The organism is Nonomuraea sp. SBT364, assembly GCF_001083785.1.
Lineage (GTDB): Bacteria > Actinomycetota > Actinomycetes > Streptosporangiales > Streptosporangiaceae > Nonomuraea.
In genome coordinates this window covers 31,880-47,973 of record NZ_LAVL01000060.1, presented here as the reverse complement: position 1 = coordinate 47,973, position 16,094 = coordinate 31,880, and the positions used below count along the sequence as shown (strand labels likewise).

Here is a 16,094-nt window from a genome sequence, read left to right as displayed (position 1 = left end):
CCCCCACCCCTGCCGCGCCGGCCGCCAGGGCGCTCCCGGCCGGCGCGGGGCCGTCGAGGCCGTGACGGACGAGGTCGCCGAGGGCGACGGCGGCGAGCGGCCACAGCGGGCTGAGCCGGGCCGCCAGCGGCGTCAGAGCGGTCAGCGCCGCGAGGACCAGCAGGAACCACAGCGGCGACAGCACCAGCTTGACCAGCGCCCACACGGTGTCCTGGTCGGCACCGGCGGCGAGCGTCGATACCGCCACCGCCGCCCACACCGCCGCCACGGCGGCCACCGGCCGGAACAGCCGCGCCAGCCGGGGCCGGAGCCAGGCCCCGTACGTCACGCCCCCGGCGCGCGCCCGCGCGTGACCCTGGGCGCTCACCCGGCCCGCCACCAGGAAGAACACCGCCAGCGTCTGCAGCACCCAGGACACGGGGGCGAGCTCCGGGACGTGCTTGAGCGGGCTCGTCACCCGCAGCGTCCCGCTGTCGGCGACCACGGCGGTCACCAGCCAGTGCCCGAGCACCACCCCCAGGATCGCCAGCGCGCGCAGCGCGTCGACGCCCCGGTCGCGGCCGGGGGGCGTGGCCCCGGCGACCCGCCGGGCGAACCCGCGCGCCCGCCGGCCGAGTGCCTCCCCGGCCCGTCGTGCGAGGTGACGCCGGCCTGCCGGGGGCGATTCGACGGCGGGGGGCAGGTCACGCATCGGGCGCCCCGCCGGAGACGATCCCGGCGATGCTCGCCAGTGACACGGACCCGGCCTGCAGGTAGTCGCTGTGGCCGCCGCCGCCCGCCGCGAACACGCGGGCGCCGAACTCCGGCGACACCGGGTCGGGGCCGAACCCGAACGGCACGGGCAGGTGCGGCACGCGGCCGATCCAGTCGCCGCCGCCCCGGCCCGCCCACACGGCGGCCCGGGTGCGCAGCCCGGCGACGTCGTCGACGCCGGCGCCCGGACTGCCGTAGAGGACGAGGTGCGCGACCTCCAGCCCGGGCGAGGCGCGTCCGCACACCACGGCGCCGTAAGAGTGGCACAGCAGGGAGATCGCCGCGCCGGGCTTGGCCCCGGCCAGTTCGCGCACGAACGCGCGCAGCGCCGGCGCGGCCCCGTCGGCCAGGCCCGCGCTCAGCGCGTCGAGGCTCAGCGTGCGCGGCGTCGCGTATCCGAGCCACGTGACCACGGCCGAGCCGTCGCCGAGCGCCCGCGCCAGCCGGATCGCGCCGCCGCGCAGCAGGCCGTACTTGTCGATGCTGGTGTCGGCGCCGGGCACCAGCACCGCGATCCGCCGGGCGGCGGCCAGGTCGCCGAACACCTCGACGACCCGGCCGCCGTCGCGCCCGTCGAAGGACAGCAGGCGCCGCGCCGGATCCGCCAGGGCGCGCAGCATGGCGGCCCGCCGCAGGTCGCCGTGGGCGGCGGCCACCCGTTCGGCCGCCAGGACGCCCGCACGCCCCGCGGCGTAGCGCGCCGACAGCGCGGCGGGGGCCGCCACCAGTGGCGGCGACGCGACCGGCGCGGGCGCGGGCACGGCGGCGGGCCGGGCGGCGGCCGGCACCGGCACCGCCACGGCGGCGGCGACGAGCGCGGACAGCAGGGGGCGGCGCATCCTGTTGAGGTCGATCACGCCTTCGACGTTGCCGCAGACCGGCACCCCGCCACATCGGACCGTGGGTCCATTCCGGGGGAGCGCCGGCAGACCCAGGTAGTACACCCGTGGTCCGATGCGCCGGCCCGGGCGGCGCCGCTACGATCAGCGCTGGCGGGCCGGCCGGATCACCATCTCGTTGACGTCCACGCCGGCGGGCTGGCCGATGGCGTACGAGATCGCCTCGGCGATGGCGTCCGGCGGGATGGAGTCCGCCCGGTAGGTGCGCATGGCCTCCTTGGCGCCCGGCTCGGTGATGGTGCCGGCGAGCTCCGACTCGACCACGCCGGGGGAGACGGTGGTGACGCGGATGCTCGGGTCCACCTCCTGCCGGAGACCTTCGGTGATCGCCCACGCCGCGTACTTGGTCGCGCAGTAGACCGCGCCGGTCGGCACCACCTCGTGGGCGCCGATGGAGGCGACCGTCACGAAGTGCCCGCCGCCCTGCCGCTGGAAGTGCGGCAGCGCGGCGGCGATCCCGTGCAGCAGGCCGCGCACGTTGACGTCGATCATGCGATCCCACTCGTCGACCAGGAGGGAGTCGAGCCGCGACAGCGGCATCACGCCCGCGTTGTTGACGATCACGTCGATCCGGCCGTGCTCGCGCGCGGCGGCGTCGGCGAACGCGGCGACGCCGGCCCGGTCGGTGACGTCCAGGCGGCGGCAGTCGACGCTGCCGCCCTCCGCCCGGATGGCCGAGGCGAGGGCGGCGAGGCGGTCCTCGCGCCGGGCGCCGATCACCACGTGATGCCCCTCGCGGGCGAGCCGCGACGCCGTCGCCTGCCCGATCCCGCTGCTGGCGCCGGTGACGAGGATGACCTTGGTGGATTCCACGCGAAACTCCATAGGATGATAGGACGAATTTTCATGGCATGACGGACCCCGCACCGCCCGGCGCGCGGGTTCATTCCGAGACGCGCACCCGGTCGGCGGCGAGGCTGCCGAGCAGCGCCAGCGCCTGCTCCGACGGGCTGCCCGGCTCCGCCTGATAGACGACGAGCTGCTGCCCGGGATCGCTGTTCACGGTCAGCGCCTCGTACGTCAGCGTCAGCTCGCCGACCAGGCGGTGCCGGAACCGCTTGGTCTCACGGGTCTTCTGCCGGATGTCGTGCCGCGCCCACAGCGCCCGGAACGCCGCGCTCCGCGCCGACAGCTCCTCGATCGTCGCCGTGAGCGCCGGGTCGTCGCCGCCGTCGCCGGTCGCGGCGCGCAGCCCGCCGACGGTGTTGACCGCCACGCGCTCCCAGTCCGGGTAGAAGCGCCGGGCGTCCGGGTCGAGGAAGACCAGCCGGGCCAGGTCGTCGCCGTGGAGGTGACCGTCGAACAGGGCGCGCCCGAGCGTGTTGGCGGCCAGCACGTTCAGGCGGCGGCCCAGCACCACGGCGGGGGTGGCCGGCCAGGCGGCCATCATCAGCGGCAGGTTCGTACCGACCCGCTCCGGCACCGCGGCCGGGCGGCGGCGCCCACCTGCGGCGGCGAGCCGCCGCAGGTGGGCCGCGGCCTCCTCGTCCAGCGCCAGCGCCTGGGCCAGCGCGTCGGCCACCTGCGGCGACGGGTGCCGCTCACGGCCCTGCTCCAGCCGTACGTAGTAGTCGTTGCTCACACCGGCCAGCAGGGCGACCTCTTCCCGGCGCAGGCCCGCGACCCGGCGCCGGGGGCCGGCCGGCAGGCCCAGCTCCCCGGGCGACACCAGCTCGCGGCGGGCCCGGAGGAACTCACCGAGCGCGTTGTTCCTGTTCACAATGGTTCAGGCTAGTTCGTTCGGCCGGGGGCGGGAGGCCCTGAAGGTGGCCGGGTCACTCCTATGATGCCGGCTGCCCGTCGGCGCGCCGCGGTACGGCCGGGGTCTCCGGGGAAGCGGGAGCCGATCGTGAGGAGCTGCAGGCGCGGGTCCAGGCGGGCGTCGACGACCTCGCCGAGCCGGGCGCCGAGCGGGGCGCGGAGCCGCCTGAGCGCCGGCCTCGCCGCCCGCGGGCGGATCAGCGAGATCGTCACCGAGTGCTCCTGACCCCGCGGCGCGCGGGCGGCGGGGGCGCGATACGGTCCCTGTGGACCTCGCGCGCGTCCGGGCGAGCACGGGCGCGCGCACGAGCCGGCACCGCCCGAGGAGTTCGCGTGTACTTGCTGACCAACCCCGTCAAGGACTACCCCTGGGGATCCCGCACCGACCTCGCCGCTCTCACCGGCAGGCCCGTGCCCTCTCCCGGTCCCGAGGCGGAGATGTGGCTCGGCGCCCATCCCTCGGGCCCGTCGATCCTGGCGGGCGACGGGCGGAGCCTGGCCGACGCGGTCGCCGCCGACCCGGCGGGCCAGCTCGGCGAGGCGGCGCTGGACCGCTTCGGGGAGCGGCTGCCCTACCTGATGAAGCTCATCGCCGTCGAGGCGCCGCTGTCGCTGCAGGTGCACCCGTCGGCGGCGCAGGCGGCCGACGGGCACGCCCGCGGGGTCTACGGCGACCCGTGGCCGAAGCCGGAGCTGATCCGGGCGCTGACGCCGTTCACCGCGCTGGCCGGGTTCCGCGACAGCGACCAGGCGGCGATGCTCATCGACCGGCTGGGCGTGCGCGCGCTGACGGACGTGGTGGCGCTGCTGGCCGCCGGGTCGCCGCTGGAGGCGCTGGCCGCGCTGCTGGCCGCGGGCGACGTGGCCGAGCAGGCCGGCTGGTCGGCCTCGGCGGTGCACCAGCCCGACTACGCGCTGGTGGCGCGGCTGGCGCGGCTCTATCCCGGCGACCCGGCCTGCCTGGCGCCGCTGCTGCTGCAACGGCACGAGCTCACGACCGGGCAGGCGCTGTTCCTGGAGGCGGGCGTGCTGCACTGCTACCTGCGGGGGTTCGGGGTGGAGATCATGGGCAGCTCCGACAACGTCATGCGCGCCGGGCTGACGTCCAAGCCGCTCAACGTGCCGGAGCTGCTCCACATCACCGATCCGGCCCGGGTGCCGCGTCCCCTGGAGGCGGGCGCGGACGGCGTCTACGCCACCTCGGCGGAGGAGTTCCGGCTGCGGCAGCTCACCGGCGGCGAGTGGCGGCTCGCGGGCGGTTCCCCGCGCATCCTGCTGTGCACGGCCGGTTCCGTGACGGTGGGGGAGCAGCGGCTGGGCGCGGGTGGGTCGGCGTTCCTCCCGGCCGCCGGGGGCGAGGCCGTCGCCCATGTCGACGGCCTCGCGTTCTGCGCCGAGCCGGCCCTGTAGCGACCCGCGGGTCAGGCGGGTTCGGAGAGGACGCGCTGGGCGACGGCGAAGGCGGCGTTGGCGGCCGGCACGCCGCAGTAGATCGCCGTCTGCAGCAGCACCTCGCCGATCTCGTCCGGGGTGAGCCCGTTGCGCAGCGCCGCCCGTACGTGCATCGCCAGCTCCTCCAGATGGCCGTGGGCGACGAGCGCGGTGAGGGTGACGCAGCTGCGGGTGCGCCGGTCGAGGCCGGGGCGCGTCCAGATCTCGCCCCACGCGTAGCGGGTGATCAGGTCCTGGAAGTCCCGGGTGAAGCCGGTGGTGCGGGCGATCGCCCGGTCCACGTGCGCGTCGCCGAGCACCTCGCGCCGCACCCGCATGCCCGGCACGGCGGGCAGGTGGGCGAGCAGCGCGGCGGTGACCGCCTCGGGCCGGTCGGGGCTGGCCAGGTGGGCCGCGCCAGGGACTTCCACCAGCGTGGCGTCCGGGATGCCGTCGGCGAGCGCCCTGGCGTGCGCCGGCGGCGTGGCCGGGTCCTGCCGCCCGGCCAGGACCAGCGCCGGGACCGCGATCCGGCCGAGCTCGCCGCGCACGTCGTAGCCGGCCAGCGCGTCACAGCAGGCCGCGTACCCCTCGGGGTCTGCGCCGGCCAGGTCGTCGAGCAGCTCCTGGTCGGCGGGCCCGGCGAACCAGCGCGCGGCGGTCGCCTCCAGCAGCGGCCCGGTGCCCTTCTCCCGCACCAGCGCAGCCCGCTCCCGCCAGCCCCGCGGCTCCCCGAACCGCGCCGACGAGCACACCATCGCCAGCGACCGCACCCGGCCGGGATGGCCGATCGCCAGCGTCGCCCCGATCGCCCCGCCGATGGAGACGCCCGCGTAGTGGAAGCTCTCCCACCCCTGGGCGCCGGTCGCCGCCAGGACGAGCGCGGCCAGGTCGTCCATCGTGCGGACGTCCTGGCGGGGAGCGCCGCCGTGCCCCGGCAGCTCGTACCTGAGCACCCGGAAGGTGCGCGCCAGAGCGGCCACCTGCGGCCGCCACACCTTCGCCGAGGTGCCCAGCGACGGGCCGAGCACCAGCGGCTCGCCACTTTCCGGGCCGTCCAGCGTGTACTGCAGCAAGGTCACTCCTCTTCCAGCGCCCTGTCGACCAGCGCACCGGCCGACCCGGTCGCCTGTCGCGGGAGTCGTACGGGCGCGTCCCGGTCGGCGGGGGCGCCGGGTACGCGGAGGTTGGCGCGCATGCGGTCCGGGTGCACGCGCAGGCCGGCGACCAGTTCGGCGGCGTCGCGGGCGGCGCCGGCCACCAGGCGCAGCGTCTCGCGCAGCGGCTGCCATTCGGCGTGCCAGGCCCCGGCGGGGCGCTCGTCCTCGGCGGCCAGCGAGCCGTACAGGATCGACGCCAGGGCGGGCGCCTGCCGTGACGCGGCGGCGATCATGGTGGCGCGGACCGGGTTGTGCTTGTGCGGCATGGACGACGAGCCGCCGCCCACGCCCTCCGACAGCTCGCCGATCTCCGTACGCGACAGCACCAGCACGTCCGCCGCGATCTTGCCGAGCGCCCCCGCCGTGAACGCCAGCGCCCCGGCCAGGTCGGCGACCGGCGTCCGCAGCACGTGCCAGGGCAGCGCCGGCTCGGCCAGCCCCACCTCACCGGCGAACCGCGCCACCAGCAGCAACCCGGCGTCCGCCCCCGGCCCCGGCCGCCCGGCGACGCCCGGGGCGTCGGTGGGGAAGTGAGCGGGGTGGAAGGCGGCCAGGGTGCCGGCGGCGCCGCCGAGCTGGGCCGGCAGGGTCCGGTGGACGGCCCGCAGCCGGTCGCGGGCGTCGGCCGCGAGCTTGCGCCAGCCGGCCGCCTTGAGCCCGAACGTGGTGGGCACCGCCTGCTGGGTGAGGGTGCGCGCGGCCATGACCGTGTCGCGGTGCGCGGCCGCCAGCCCGCCGAGCCCGGCGATCACCCGCTCGACGTCGGCCAGCGCCGGCCCGAGCGCGCGGTGGGCGGTCAGCATGAGGGCGGTGTCGAGGATGTCCTGGCTGGTGGCGCCCCGGTGGACGTGCTCGCCGTACGGGTGCGCGGCCCGGCGCAGGTCCTCGACGAGCGGGATGACGGGGTTGCCGCCGGACCGGGCGCGTACGACCAGTGCGGGCAGGTCGAACGCGGCGGCGCGGGCGGCGGCGGTGATGGCGGCGGCCGCCGGGGCGGGAGCCAGCCCGAGCGCGGCCTGCGCCCGGGTCAGCGCGGCCTCGGCGTCGAGCATGGCCTGCAGCAGCGCCACGTCGCCGGTGGCCTCGGCCGCCGCCCGCATGGGCGCCAGCAGCCCGAGGTCGGCGCCCGAAGTCCCCCCGTCACCCGAAGTCAAGGAAGACCGTCTCCTTCTCGCCCTGCAGGTGGATGTCGAACCGGTGGACGCCCTCGCGCTCCCGGGCCGCCACCAGCGTCTGCCGCCGCTGCGGGGGCAGCGTGTCCAGGAACGGGTCCTGCCCGAAATAGATCCTGGTGAACAGGTGGTGCATCAGCCCGCGGGCGAACACGCACACGCTGATGTAGCCGTTGCCGGGCATGACGGTGCGCAGCGTCCAGCGGCCGTCGGCGTCGGTGGGGACGCGGCCGAAGCCGGTGAAGTCGACGCCGTGCCTGCCGATGACGGTCCCGTCGACCGGGTCGCGCCGCAGCGTGCCGGGCGCGCCGCGCAGTCCGCCGGTCGCGTCGGCCTGCCAGAACTCCAGCAGCGCGTCGGGCACCGGGTCTCCGGCGCCGTCGTGGACGTACCCGTGGACGGTGATCGCGGCCGGATCGGACGCGGCGGCGAGGTCGCCGCCGCCGGCGAAGGGCAGCGCGTAGCCGTAGAACGGGCCGACCGTCTGCGAGGGGGTGGGGTTCATCGGCCTTCCTCCGTCCAGGTGGCGGCGGGCCCGTCGAGCACGATGTCCCACCGGTAGCCGAGTGACCACTCCGGCTGGGACAGCTCGTGCGCGTAGGCCGCGACGAGCCGCTGCCGGGCGCGTTCGTCGGTCACCGAGTTCAGGATCGGGTCGTACGGGAACAGCGGGTCGCCGGGGAAGTACATCTGCGTGACCAGCCGCTGCGTGAACGCGGCGCCGAACAGCGAGAAGTGGATGTGCGCCGGCCGCCAGGCGTTGACGTGGTTGCGCCACGGGTAGGCGCCGGGCTTGATCGTGGTGAACCTGTAGCGGCCCTCGTCGTCGGTCAGGCAGCGGCCGACGCCGGTGAAGTTGGGGTCGAGCGGCGCGGGGTGGTCGTCGCGCTGGTGCGGGTAGCGGCCGGAGGCGTTGGCCTGCCACACCTCGACGAGCTGGCCGCGCACGGGCCGGTCGTCGCGGTCGAGTACCCGGCCCTCGACGGTGATGCGTTCGCCGAGCGGCTCGCCCGGGTGCTGCCTGGTCAGGTCGGCGTCGTGGGCGGTGATGTCGGTGACGCCGAACACCGGCCCGGTCAGCTCGGCCGCCTCCGGGTCCTTGACGGAGATCAGCGGCTGCTTGGGGTGGCGCAGCACGCTGCTGCGGTAGGGGGGGAAGTCGCGGGAGGGGTGCCCGCCGGCCGTCCCGGCGGCGGCCTCCCGGAGCTCGCGGAGCTCGCGGTCGATGTCGGCCTGTGTGGGGGGTCGGGACATGTCGCTCACCTTTCGAGGACGACGGCCAGGCCCTGGCCGACGCCGATGCAGAGGGTGGCCAGGCCGGTGCCGGACCCGGCGGCGGCCAGCCGGTGGGCGACGGCGCCGGTGACGCGGGCGCCGGAGGCGCCGAGGGGGTGACCGAGGGCGATGGCGCCGCCGGACGGGTTGACGATGTCCGGGTCGAGGTCCGGCAGGAGCGCCAGGCAGCCGAGCGCCTGGGCGGCGAACGCCTCGTTCAGCTCGGCGGTGGCCAGCTCGGCGGCGTCCTTGCCGGCCTTGGCCAGCGCCCGGCGGGTGGCTTCGACGGGGCCGAGGCCGAAGTAGCGGGGTTCGAGCGCGCTGGCGGCGGTGGCGGTGATGCGGGCGAGCGGTTCCCGCCCGCGCAGCCCGGTCTCGTCGGTGAGCAGCAGCGCCGCCGCGCCGTCGCTGAGCGGGGAGGAGTTGCCGGCGGTGACGGTGCCGCCCGCGCGGAAGGCGGGCTTGAGCCGGGCGAGCGCCTCGGGCGAGGTGTCCTCCCGGATGCCCTCGTCGCGTTCCAGCCCGGCGATGGGCACGATCTCGCGCTCGAACGACGCCTTGGCCGCCTTCTGGTGGCTGGCCAGCGCGAACGCGTCCTGCTCGGCGCGGCCGATGCCGTGCTCGGCGGCGATGAGCTCGGCGCCCTCGCCGAGCGGGGCGGTGTGCTCGGCGGGCATGGCCGGGTTGACCAGCCGCCAGCCGAGCGTGGTCGACACCAGCTCCTGCGGGCCGGCCGGGAACGCCCGTTCCGGCTTGGGCAGCACCCACGGGGCGCGGGTCATCGACTCGACGCCGCCCGCGATCACCGCGGACGCGTCGCCGAGTGCGATCATCCGGTACGCCTGGACGATCGCCTCCATGCCGGAGCCGCACAGCCGGTTCACCGTCACGCCGGGCGTGGTCACCGGCAGCCCGGCCAGCAGCGCGGCCATCCGGGCGACGTTGCGGTTCTCCTCGCCGGCGCCGTTGGCGTTGCCGAGCACCACCTCGTCGGCGCTGTCCTGCCCGGTCCGTTCGGCCAGCGCCCTGACGGCGTGCGCGGCCAGGTCGTCGGGGCGCACCCCGGCCAGCGCGCCGCCGTAGCGCCCGAACGGCGTGCGGACGGCGTCCACGACGTAGACGGTCCTCATACGCGCACCTCCGCGTCCGTACGTTCCAGCAGGCCGGCCACGCTCACGCCGGGCGCGGTCTCCACCAGCGCCAGCCCGTCCGCGGTCACGTCGAGGACGCCCAGGTCGGTGATGATCCGGTGCACGCAGCGGCTGCCGGTGAGCGGCAGCGAGCACTCGGCGACGATCTTCGGCGAGCCGTCCTTGGCCGTGTGGTCCATGATGACGATGACCTTGCGGGCGCCGTGCACCAGGTCCATCGCCCCGCCCATGCCCTTGACGAGCTTGCCGGGCACCATCCAGTTGGCCAGGTCGCCGCGGGCCGACACCTGCATGGCGCCGAGCACCGCCACGTCGATGTGGCCGCCGCGGATCATGCCGAACGACAGCGCGGAGTCGAAGAACGACGCGCCGGGCAGCACGGTCACCGTCTCCTTGCCCGCGTTGATCAGGTCGGGGTCGACGGCGTCGGCGGCCGGATAGGGGCCGACGCCGAGGACGCCGTTCTCCGAATGCAGGACCACGTCCACGTCGGGCGGCAGGAACGAGGGGATGCGGGTGGGCAGCCCGATGCCGAGGTTGACGTAGTCGCCGTCGCGCAGCTCGGCCGCCGCCCGGGCGACCATCTCGTCGCGGCTCCAGCTCATGGGGTGATCGTCCGCCTCTCGATGGCCTTGTCGGCGGCCTGCTCGCGGGTGAGCGGCACGACCCGCTGGACGAAGACGCCCGGCAGGTGCACCTCGTCGGGGTCGAGGTCGGTCAGCTCCTCGACCTCGGCGATCGTGATCCGGCCGGCCATCGCGGCCAGCGGGTTGAAGTTGCGCGCGGCCTTGGCGAACACCAGGTTGCCGTAGCGGTCGCCCTTGGCGGCGCGCACCAGCGCGTAGTCGGTGGTGATCGCGCGTTCCAGAACGTACGGGACGCCGTCGAAGTCGCGGACCTCCTTGGGCGGCGAGGCGAGCGCCACCGACCCGTCGGGGGCGTGGCGCAGCGGCAGCCCGCCGTCGGCGATCGGCGTGCCGACGCCGGCCGGGGTGTAGAAGGCGGGGATGCCGGCACCGCCGGCGCGCAACCGCTCGGCCAGGCTGCCCTGCGGGGTCAGCTCCACCTCCAGCTCGCCGGCCAGGTACTGGCGGGCGAACTCCTTGTTGTCGCCGATGTAGGAGGCGGTGACGCGGGCGATGCGCCGGGCCGCGAGCAGCAGGCCCAGGCCGCCGCCGTCGACGCCGCAGTTGTTCGACACCACGCTGACGCCGGTCACACCGGAATCGTAGAGGGCCTGGATCAGCACGTTGGGGATGCCGCTGAGGCCGAAGCCGCCGACCGCGAACGACGCGCCGTCGCGCGCGCCGGCCAGCGCCTCCCCGGCCGTGGCGATCACCTTGTCTCTCCGCACGGGACTCCGTTCGGGGGTGTTCGCTAGGTGAACTTTAGTTCACTATCGTGGACGAGTATGCGCATCCGGGGGCGCTCCTGTCAAAGTGCCTCCAACGACCGAGGAGAAGCGGATGGAACCGGCTGGAACCCTGGAACGCGGGCTCGCCGTGCTGCGCGCGCTGGCCGCCGAGCCGGGGCGCCGGCTGCGCGCCACGGACCTGGTGCGCGCCACCGGCCTGGCCCGCTCCACGGTCGACCGCGTGCTGTCCACGCTGGCCCGCCTCGGCTACGTGCGGATGGAGGAGCGTGACGTGCTGCTCGCCCCGCCGCTGATGGAGCTGGGTGAGGCGTACCTGACCGCGAGCGGGCTGCCGGCCGCGCTCGGCCCGCACGCCGAACGGCTGGCCGGTGAGCTGGAGGAGTCGGTGTCGCTGTCGGTGCCGGACGGCGACGGGGTGCGCTTCGTCGGGCAGTACACCCGGCGGCGCACGATGTCGGTCGCCTTCCGCGTCGGCGACCTGCTGCCCGCCGGCCGCTGCGCCGCCGGGCTGGTCTTCCTCGACCCGGCCGCGCCGTACACGGTGGACGACCAGCTCATCGAGCCGGGGCTGATCGCGGTCGCGATGCCCGTGCGCGGCCCGGACGGCGCGGTGGCGTGCGCGCTCAGCGTGGTCAGCCACACCAGCAGGCACACCGCCGCCGGGCTGGCCGAACACGCCCTGCCGAGCATGCGGGCGACCGTGGCGCGGATGGAGGCGCGGATGGAGGCGCGGTCGGAGGCGCCGATGCGCGCGCCGATCGACACGGCGCCGGGGCGGCCGCTGCCGGGTGGGTCGCTGGCGGCCGGCCCGCCGGTGGGCGGGGCCGATCCGACGCGGGCGGTCAAGGGCGAGCTGGGCGCGGGCTACCTGCAGTCGCTGGCGCGCGGGCTGGCCGTGCTGGCGGCGTTCGGGTCGGGGCCCGGCGGGCTGAGCCTGGCCGCCGTCGCCAGGATCACCGGGCTGCCCCGCGCCACCGCCCGCCGGGCGCTGCTGACGCTGCAACGCCTCGGCTACGCCGCCGAGCGCGAGGGCCGGTTCGCGCCGCTGCCGAAGGTGCTGGAGCTGGGGTACGCGCAGCTGTCCGGGCGCACGTTCGGCGAGATCGTCCAGCCGCACCTGGCCGACCTGGTGGCGCGCGTGCGCCAGTCGGCGTCCGTCGCGGTGCTGTCGGGCGACGACGTCCTGTACGTGGCGCGGGTGCCCACGGTGAGCATCATGAGCGTGGACATCACCGTCGGCACCCGCTTCCCGGCGTACGCGACCTCGATGGGCCGGGTGCTGCTGGCCGGGTTGCCGGAGGAGCGGCTGGCCGGGATCGCGCCGAGGCCGCTGACCCGGCACACCGTCGGCTCCCCGGAGGAACTGGCGGAGGCCGTGCGCCGGGCGGCCAAGGACGGCTACGCCCTCGTCGACCAGGAGCTGGAGGAGGGGGTGAGGTCGATCGCGGTGCCGGTGCGCGGCCGGGACGGCCGGGTCGTCGCGGCGGTCAACGTCGCCACCCACGCCAGCCGCGCCACCCCCGCCGACCTGGTACGCGACCTGCTGCCCGCTCTCACCGAGACCGCCGCCAGGATGGAGGCGGACCTGGCGCACGCGCAAGGCCGAGGGGGAGCGGCCGGGTGAGCAGGGTCTACGATCTGGCGCAGAACACCGCCCGTTGTCGATGGGGGAGAGCCATGAGCGTGGGGTCGCGCCTGCACTGCGCCATCAGCTACGACCTGGGCGGGATCCGCGAGCGCGTCCGAGGCTACGCCCGGCGGGCCGGGCTCGACGGCGACCGGCTCAACGACCTGGTCCTGGCGGTGAACGAGGCCGTCACCAACGTGCTCGACCACGGCGGCGGCGCGGGTGTGGTGACCGCCGCCCGCGAAGGCTCCGGCATCATCGTCGAGATCGTCGACACGGCCGGCGTGCTGGCGCCGCGGCACCTGTCCGCCGCCCGGTCCGGGATCCCGACGCGCTCGCGCGGCATCGGTCTGTGGCTGATCCAGCGGCTGTGCGACGGCGTCACCCTCGACCATCCGCAGGGGCGCTCGCGGCTGCGGCTCCGCATGAACCTGGGCGAAGATCGCAAGGGTTGAACCGCCGCCCGGGTCCCTCTATAGTCCCGGTGACACTATCGGCACAATGCCGAAACTTTCGTCGGGGGACGGGATCGAGGAGCCCCCATGCGCAGCGTCATCGCCGCACTCTTATGCCTGCTCGTCGCCCTGACACCGGTCCCCGCCCTCGCGGCGGACGCCGCCTACGGCTTCGAGGACGGCACCGCCCAGGGCTGGCAGCCGCGCGGCGACGGCGTCACCGTCACCGCGACCGCCGCCGCCGCGCACACGGGCGCCGCCGCGCTGCACGTCGCCGGCCGGACGGCGAACTGGCACGGCGCCTCGCTGCCAGGCCCGTTCGAGCCCGGCGTCCAGTACACGGTGACCGCCTACGCCCGGCTGGTGAGCGGCGGGCCCGCCACCGTGGCGCTCACCGTCCAGCGCACTCCCGCGGGCGGCGAGGCCACGTACGAGCGGGTGGCCTCCGCCACCGTCACCGACACCGGCTGGACGCGGCTGTCGGGCACCTACACCCTCGCCCCCTCCTCCACGGACGTGCAGCTCTACGCCGAGAGCGCCGACGAGAGCGCCGCCTTCTACCTCGACGACATCGCACTCACCGCCCTGACGGACCCGGCGCGCACGCCCATCAGCACGGACTTCGAGGACGGCACCGCCCAGGACTGGGCCGCACGCGGCGCCGCCACGCTGACCGCCACCGCCGGGTCCGCCCACGCGGGCGCCCACGGCCTGGCCGTGACCGGCAGGTCCGCCTCCTGGGACGGCCCCGCGCTCAACGTGCTCGGCCGGATGGCCAAGGGCGACAAGTACGCCCTGTCCGTCTGGGTGCGCGGCACCGGCAAGCTCGGCCTGTCGATCGAGCGGCGCGCCGGCGACGCCATCAGCTACGAGCGGGTCGTCGCCCCCGCCGAGGCGGGCGAGTGGGTGCGCCTCCAGGGCTCCTACACGCTCGCGCACGACGCCGACTTCCTCAGCGTGTACGTCGAGTCCGAGACCGGCACCGAGCCCTTCGACCTCGACGACTTCACGCTGGCCTACGTCGAGCCCAAGCCGATCGAGACCGGCATCCCCGCGCTGAAGGACGTGGTCCCCTTCACCATGGGCACCGCCTTCACCCCCGCCGAGACGTTCGGCGAGCACGCCAAGCTCCTGGCCAGGCACTTCGACGGCGTCACCCCCGGCAACGACCTCAAGTGGGACGCCGTCCAGCCCGCCGAGGGGCAGTTCGCCTTCGCGCAGGCCGACGCCCTGGTCGGCTTCGCGGCCGAGCACGGCATGACGGTCCGCGGTCACACGCTGGCCTGGCACAGCCAGACGCCCGCCTGGGTGTTCGAGGGCGCCGACAAGCAGACGCTGCTGGCCCGCCTGGAGACCCACGTGCGCACCGTCGTCGGCCGCTACAAGGGCAGGATCGCCGCCTGGGACGTCGTCAACGAGGTCATCGACGAGAACCAGCCGGACGGGATGCGCCGCTCGCCGTGGTTCGAGATCGCCGGGCTGGACTTCATCAGGACGGCCTTCCGCGTCGCCCGCGAGACCGACCCGGACGCCGAACTGTTCATCAACGACTACAACACCGAATTCCCCCGCAAGCGCGAAGCCCTGTACGACCTGGTCGAGCGGCTGCGCGCCGAGGGGGTGCCGATCGACGGAGTCGGCCACCAACTGCACCTCAACGTCGAGCAGCCGCCCGCCTCCTGGGTCGAGGACACCGTCGAGCGCTTCGCCGCCCTCGGCGTCGACCAGCATGTCACCGAGCTCGACGTGAGCGTCTACACCGACTTCGTCTCCTCCTACGACACGATCCCGCCGGAACTGCTGGCCGCGCAGGGGCACCGCTACAAGGAGCTGTTCGACGTCTTCCGGCGGCAGGCGGACCGGCTCAGCTCGGTGACGATCTGGGGCAAGTCCGACGACGTGAGCTGGTTGCGCTCCTTCCCCATCACGCGGCTCAACGCGCCGCTGCCCTTCGACGACGACCTCCAGGCCAAGCCCGCCTACTGGGGGATCGCCGACCCGTCGAAGCTGCCCGCCCTGGTCCGGAGCCTGGAGGCGCCCGCCGCCTCGCCCAGGGTCGACGGTGAACGGGAGCTCGCCTGGGACCTGCTGCCCGACACGCCCGTCGCCCGCGTCGGCGACGTCTCCGCCGGCTGGCAGGCCCGCTCGTCGGAACGCGGCCTGTACGTGTTGGCCGAGGTCGAGGACGCCACCCGCGACCGGGCCGACCGGGTGACGTTCACGCTCGGCGGCACCCCGTACACCGTGTGGCGGGACGGCCGGCCCGGCGACGGCTTCCGCGCGGCCGTCCGGCGCACCCGCGACGGCTACCGCGTCGAGGCGCTGCTGCCCTCGCGCGCGAGCGACATCGAGGTCGCGGTGGGGGAGGCCAGGTGGGCGGGCCGGCTGACGTTCACCCCAGCGGTCGAGCACACCACCGCCGCCCGCGGCGAGCCCGTGCTCGACGGCGTCGTGGACGCCGCCTGGGCGCGGGCGCCGCGCGTGCGCACCGGCACCCGGATCGAGGGCGCCTCCGGCGCGAGCGCCACGGTCCGCTCGCTGTGGCGCGGCGACACCCTGTACGTGCTCGCCGAGGTGAGCGACGCCCAGCTGAGCGAGGAGTCGCCGAACCCGTGGGAGCAGGACTCCGTCGAGATCTTCGTCGACCCCGGCAACAACAAGACCAAGGGCTACGACGATGACGACGGCCAGTACCGGATCAGCTTCACCGGCACGCGGACGGTCGGCGGCACGTTCGACGCCTTCGCCGTCAAGGACAACCTGACCGGCGCGGCCCGGGCCGTGCCCGGCGGCTACGTCGTGGAGGCCGCGATCAAGCTGCCCACGGTGCCGCTGCGCAAGGGCACGCTGCTGGGCTTCGACGTGCAGGTCAACGACGCCACCGGCGCCGCCAGGACCGGCGCCGCGACCTGGCACGACGCCACCGGCCGGAGCTACCTGGACACCAGCCACTGGGGCGTGCTGCGGCTCTCCCGCTAACGAATCTACTTTGTAAAGGCGCCGGGCCGGGGCATCCTGGCCCGGCGCACACTCCA

General features: G+C 75.4%; 16 protein-coding genes. 4 read left to right on the top strand and 12 right to left on the bottom strand.

Features of this window, described 5'->3' with window-relative positions; translation table 11 throughout:
* The 5 genes from ADY59_RS25030 to ADY59_RS50270 form a co-directional block, all read right to left on the bottom strand.
* On the bottom strand, positions 1–691 hold a 691-nt coding region (locus ADY59_RS25030), incomplete at its 3' end, for an acyltransferase family protein (protein ID WP_049566318.1).
* Positions 684–1,610: an alpha/beta hydrolase gene (locus tag ADY59_RS25025; RefSeq protein WP_231618872.1), complete on the bottom strand. Its 927-nt coding sequence runs from the start codon at positions 1,608–1,610 to the stop codon at positions 684–686. The genes ADY59_RS25030 and ADY59_RS25025, both read right to left, overlap by 8 nt.
* Positions 1,611–1,736: 126 nt before the next feature.
* On the bottom strand, positions 1,737–2,465 hold the full coding sequence (locus tag ADY59_RS25020) for an SDR family oxidoreductase (protein ID WP_231618871.1): 729 nt from the start codon (positions 2,463–2,465) through the stop codon (positions 1,737–1,739).
* Positions 2,466–2,535: 70 nt separating this feature from the next.
* Positions 2,536–3,372 carry a helix-turn-helix domain-containing protein gene (locus ADY59_RS25015; RefSeq protein WP_049566312.1) on the bottom strand — a complete coding sequence of 279 codons (837 nt, stop codon included), beginning with the start codon at positions 3,370–3,372 and terminating at the stop codon, positions 2,536–2,538.
* 11 nt (positions 3,373–3,383) lie between these two features.
* Entirely contained in the window at positions 3,384–3,626 is a 243-nt protein-coding gene (locus ADY59_RS50270; RefSeq protein ID WP_156325717.1) for a hypothetical protein, read from the bottom strand.
* Positions 3,627–3,746: 120 nt separating this feature from the next.
* On the opposite strand from ADY59_RS50270, the gene manA reads away from it, so the two are divergent.
* The gene (gene manA, locus ADY59_RS25010) at positions 3,747–4,823 is read left to right on the top strand and encodes a mannose-6-phosphate isomerase, class I (protein WP_049566310.1); all 1,077 of its coding nucleotides are present in this window, start codon (positions 3,747–3,749) and stop codon (positions 4,821–4,823) included.
* Positions 4,824–4,834: 11 nt separating this feature from the next.
* Here manA and pcaDC read toward each other — a convergent pair whose 3' ends face one another.
* Genes pcaDC through ADY59_RS24975 form a run of 7 tightly spaced genes read right to left on the bottom strand, consistent with a single transcriptional unit; the run spans position 4,835 to position 10,956 of the window.
* On the bottom strand, positions 4,835–5,920 hold the full coding sequence (pcaDC, locus tag ADY59_RS25005) for a bifunctional 3-oxoadipate enol-lactonase/4-carboxymuconolactone decarboxylase PcaDC (protein WP_049566307.1): 1,086 nt from the start codon (positions 5,918–5,920) through the stop codon (positions 4,835–4,837).
* Between the two features lie 2 nt (positions 5,921–5,922).
* Positions 5,923–7,158 (bottom strand): 3-carboxy-cis,cis-muconate cycloisomerase, encoded by a 1,236-nt coding sequence (gene pcaB, locus ADY59_RS25000; protein WP_231618870.1) that lies wholly within the window; start codon positions 7,156–7,158, stop codon positions 5,923–5,925.
* A complete protein-coding gene (gene pcaG / locus ADY59_RS24995) occupies positions 7,145–7,681 on the bottom strand; it encodes a protocatechuate 3,4-dioxygenase subunit alpha (protein ID WP_049566301.1) in 537 nt (178 codons plus the stop codon). Before pcaG ends, pcaB begins: the two co-directional genes overlap by 14 nt.
* The gene (pcaH, locus tag ADY59_RS24990; protein WP_049566298.1) at positions 7,678–8,430 is read right to left on the bottom strand and encodes a protocatechuate 3,4-dioxygenase subunit beta; all 753 of its coding nucleotides are present in this window, start codon (positions 8,428–8,430) and stop codon (positions 7,678–7,680) included. Before pcaH ends, pcaG begins: the two co-directional genes overlap by 4 nt.
* A 5-nt stretch (positions 8,431–8,435) precedes the next feature.
* Positions 8,436–9,581: a thiolase family protein gene (locus ADY59_RS24985; protein ID WP_049566295.1), complete on the bottom strand. Its 1,146-nt coding sequence runs from the start codon at positions 9,579–9,581 to the stop codon at positions 8,436–8,438.
* Positions 9,578–10,207, bottom strand: coding sequence for a CoA transferase subunit B (locus ADY59_RS24980; protein WP_049566292.1), 630 nt, complete (start codon positions 10,205–10,207; stop codon positions 9,578–9,580). The genes ADY59_RS24985 and ADY59_RS24980 overlap by 4 nt, the downstream gene beginning before the upstream one ends.
* Complete coding sequence (locus tag ADY59_RS24975; RefSeq protein WP_049566290.1) at positions 10,204–10,956, bottom strand: CoA transferase subunit A; 753 nt, start codon at positions 10,954–10,956, stop codon at positions 10,204–10,206. The genes ADY59_RS24980 and ADY59_RS24975 overlap by 4 nt, the downstream gene beginning before the upstream one ends.
* Positions 10,957–11,068: 112 nt before the next feature.
* Between ADY59_RS24975 and ADY59_RS53745 the strand changes: the two genes are divergently transcribed.
* The 3 genes from ADY59_RS53745 to ADY59_RS24960 all read left to right on the top strand — a co-directional run bounded on the left by ADY59_RS53745 (position 11,069) and on the right by ADY59_RS24960 (position 16,038).
* The gene (locus tag ADY59_RS53745; protein WP_049566287.1) at positions 11,069–12,601 is read left to right on the top strand and encodes an IclR family transcriptional regulator domain-containing protein; all 1,533 of its coding nucleotides are present in this window, start codon (positions 11,069–11,071) and stop codon (positions 12,599–12,601) included.
* Between the two features lie 53 nt (positions 12,602–12,654).
* Positions 12,655–13,059: an ATP-binding protein gene (locus ADY59_RS24965; protein ID WP_049566285.1), complete on the top strand. Its 405-nt coding sequence runs from the start codon at positions 12,655–12,657 to the stop codon at positions 13,057–13,059.
* A gap of 87 nt (positions 13,060–13,146) precedes the next feature.
* A complete protein-coding gene (locus ADY59_RS24960; RefSeq protein WP_049566282.1) occupies positions 13,147–16,038 on the top strand; it encodes an endo-1,4-beta-xylanase in 2,892 nt (963 codons plus the stop codon).
* The last annotated feature ends 56 nt before the right edge of the window (positions 16,039–16,094 follow it).

Coding starts and splice junctions, on each gene's coding strand:
- pcaG (WP_049566301.1), bottom strand. CDS start 7,681: ATGAACCCCACCCCCTCGCAGACGGTCGGCCCGTTCTACGGCTACGCG.
- ADY59_RS53745 (WP_049566287.1), top strand. CDS start 11,069: ATGGAACCGGCTGGAACCCTGGAACGCGGGCTCGCCGTGCTGCGCGCG.
- ADY59_RS24965 (WP_049566285.1), top strand. CDS start 12,655: ATGAGCGTGGGGTCGCGCCTGCACTGCGCCATCAGCTACGACCTGGGC.
- pcaH (WP_049566298.1), bottom strand. CDS start 8,430: ATGTCCCGACCCCCCACACAGGCCGACATCGACCGCGAGCTCCGCGAG.
- ADY59_RS24960 (WP_049566282.1), top strand. CDS start 13,147: ATGCGCAGCGTCATCGCCGCACTCTTATGCCTGCTCGTCGCCCTGACA.
- ADY59_RS24980 (WP_049566292.1), bottom strand. CDS start 10,207: ATGAGCTGGAGCCGCGACGAGATGGTCGCCCGGGCGGCGGCCGAGCTG.
- ADY59_RS24985 (WP_049566295.1), bottom strand. CDS start 9,581: ATGAGGACCGTCTACGTCGTGGACGCCGTCCGCACGCCGTTCGGGCGC.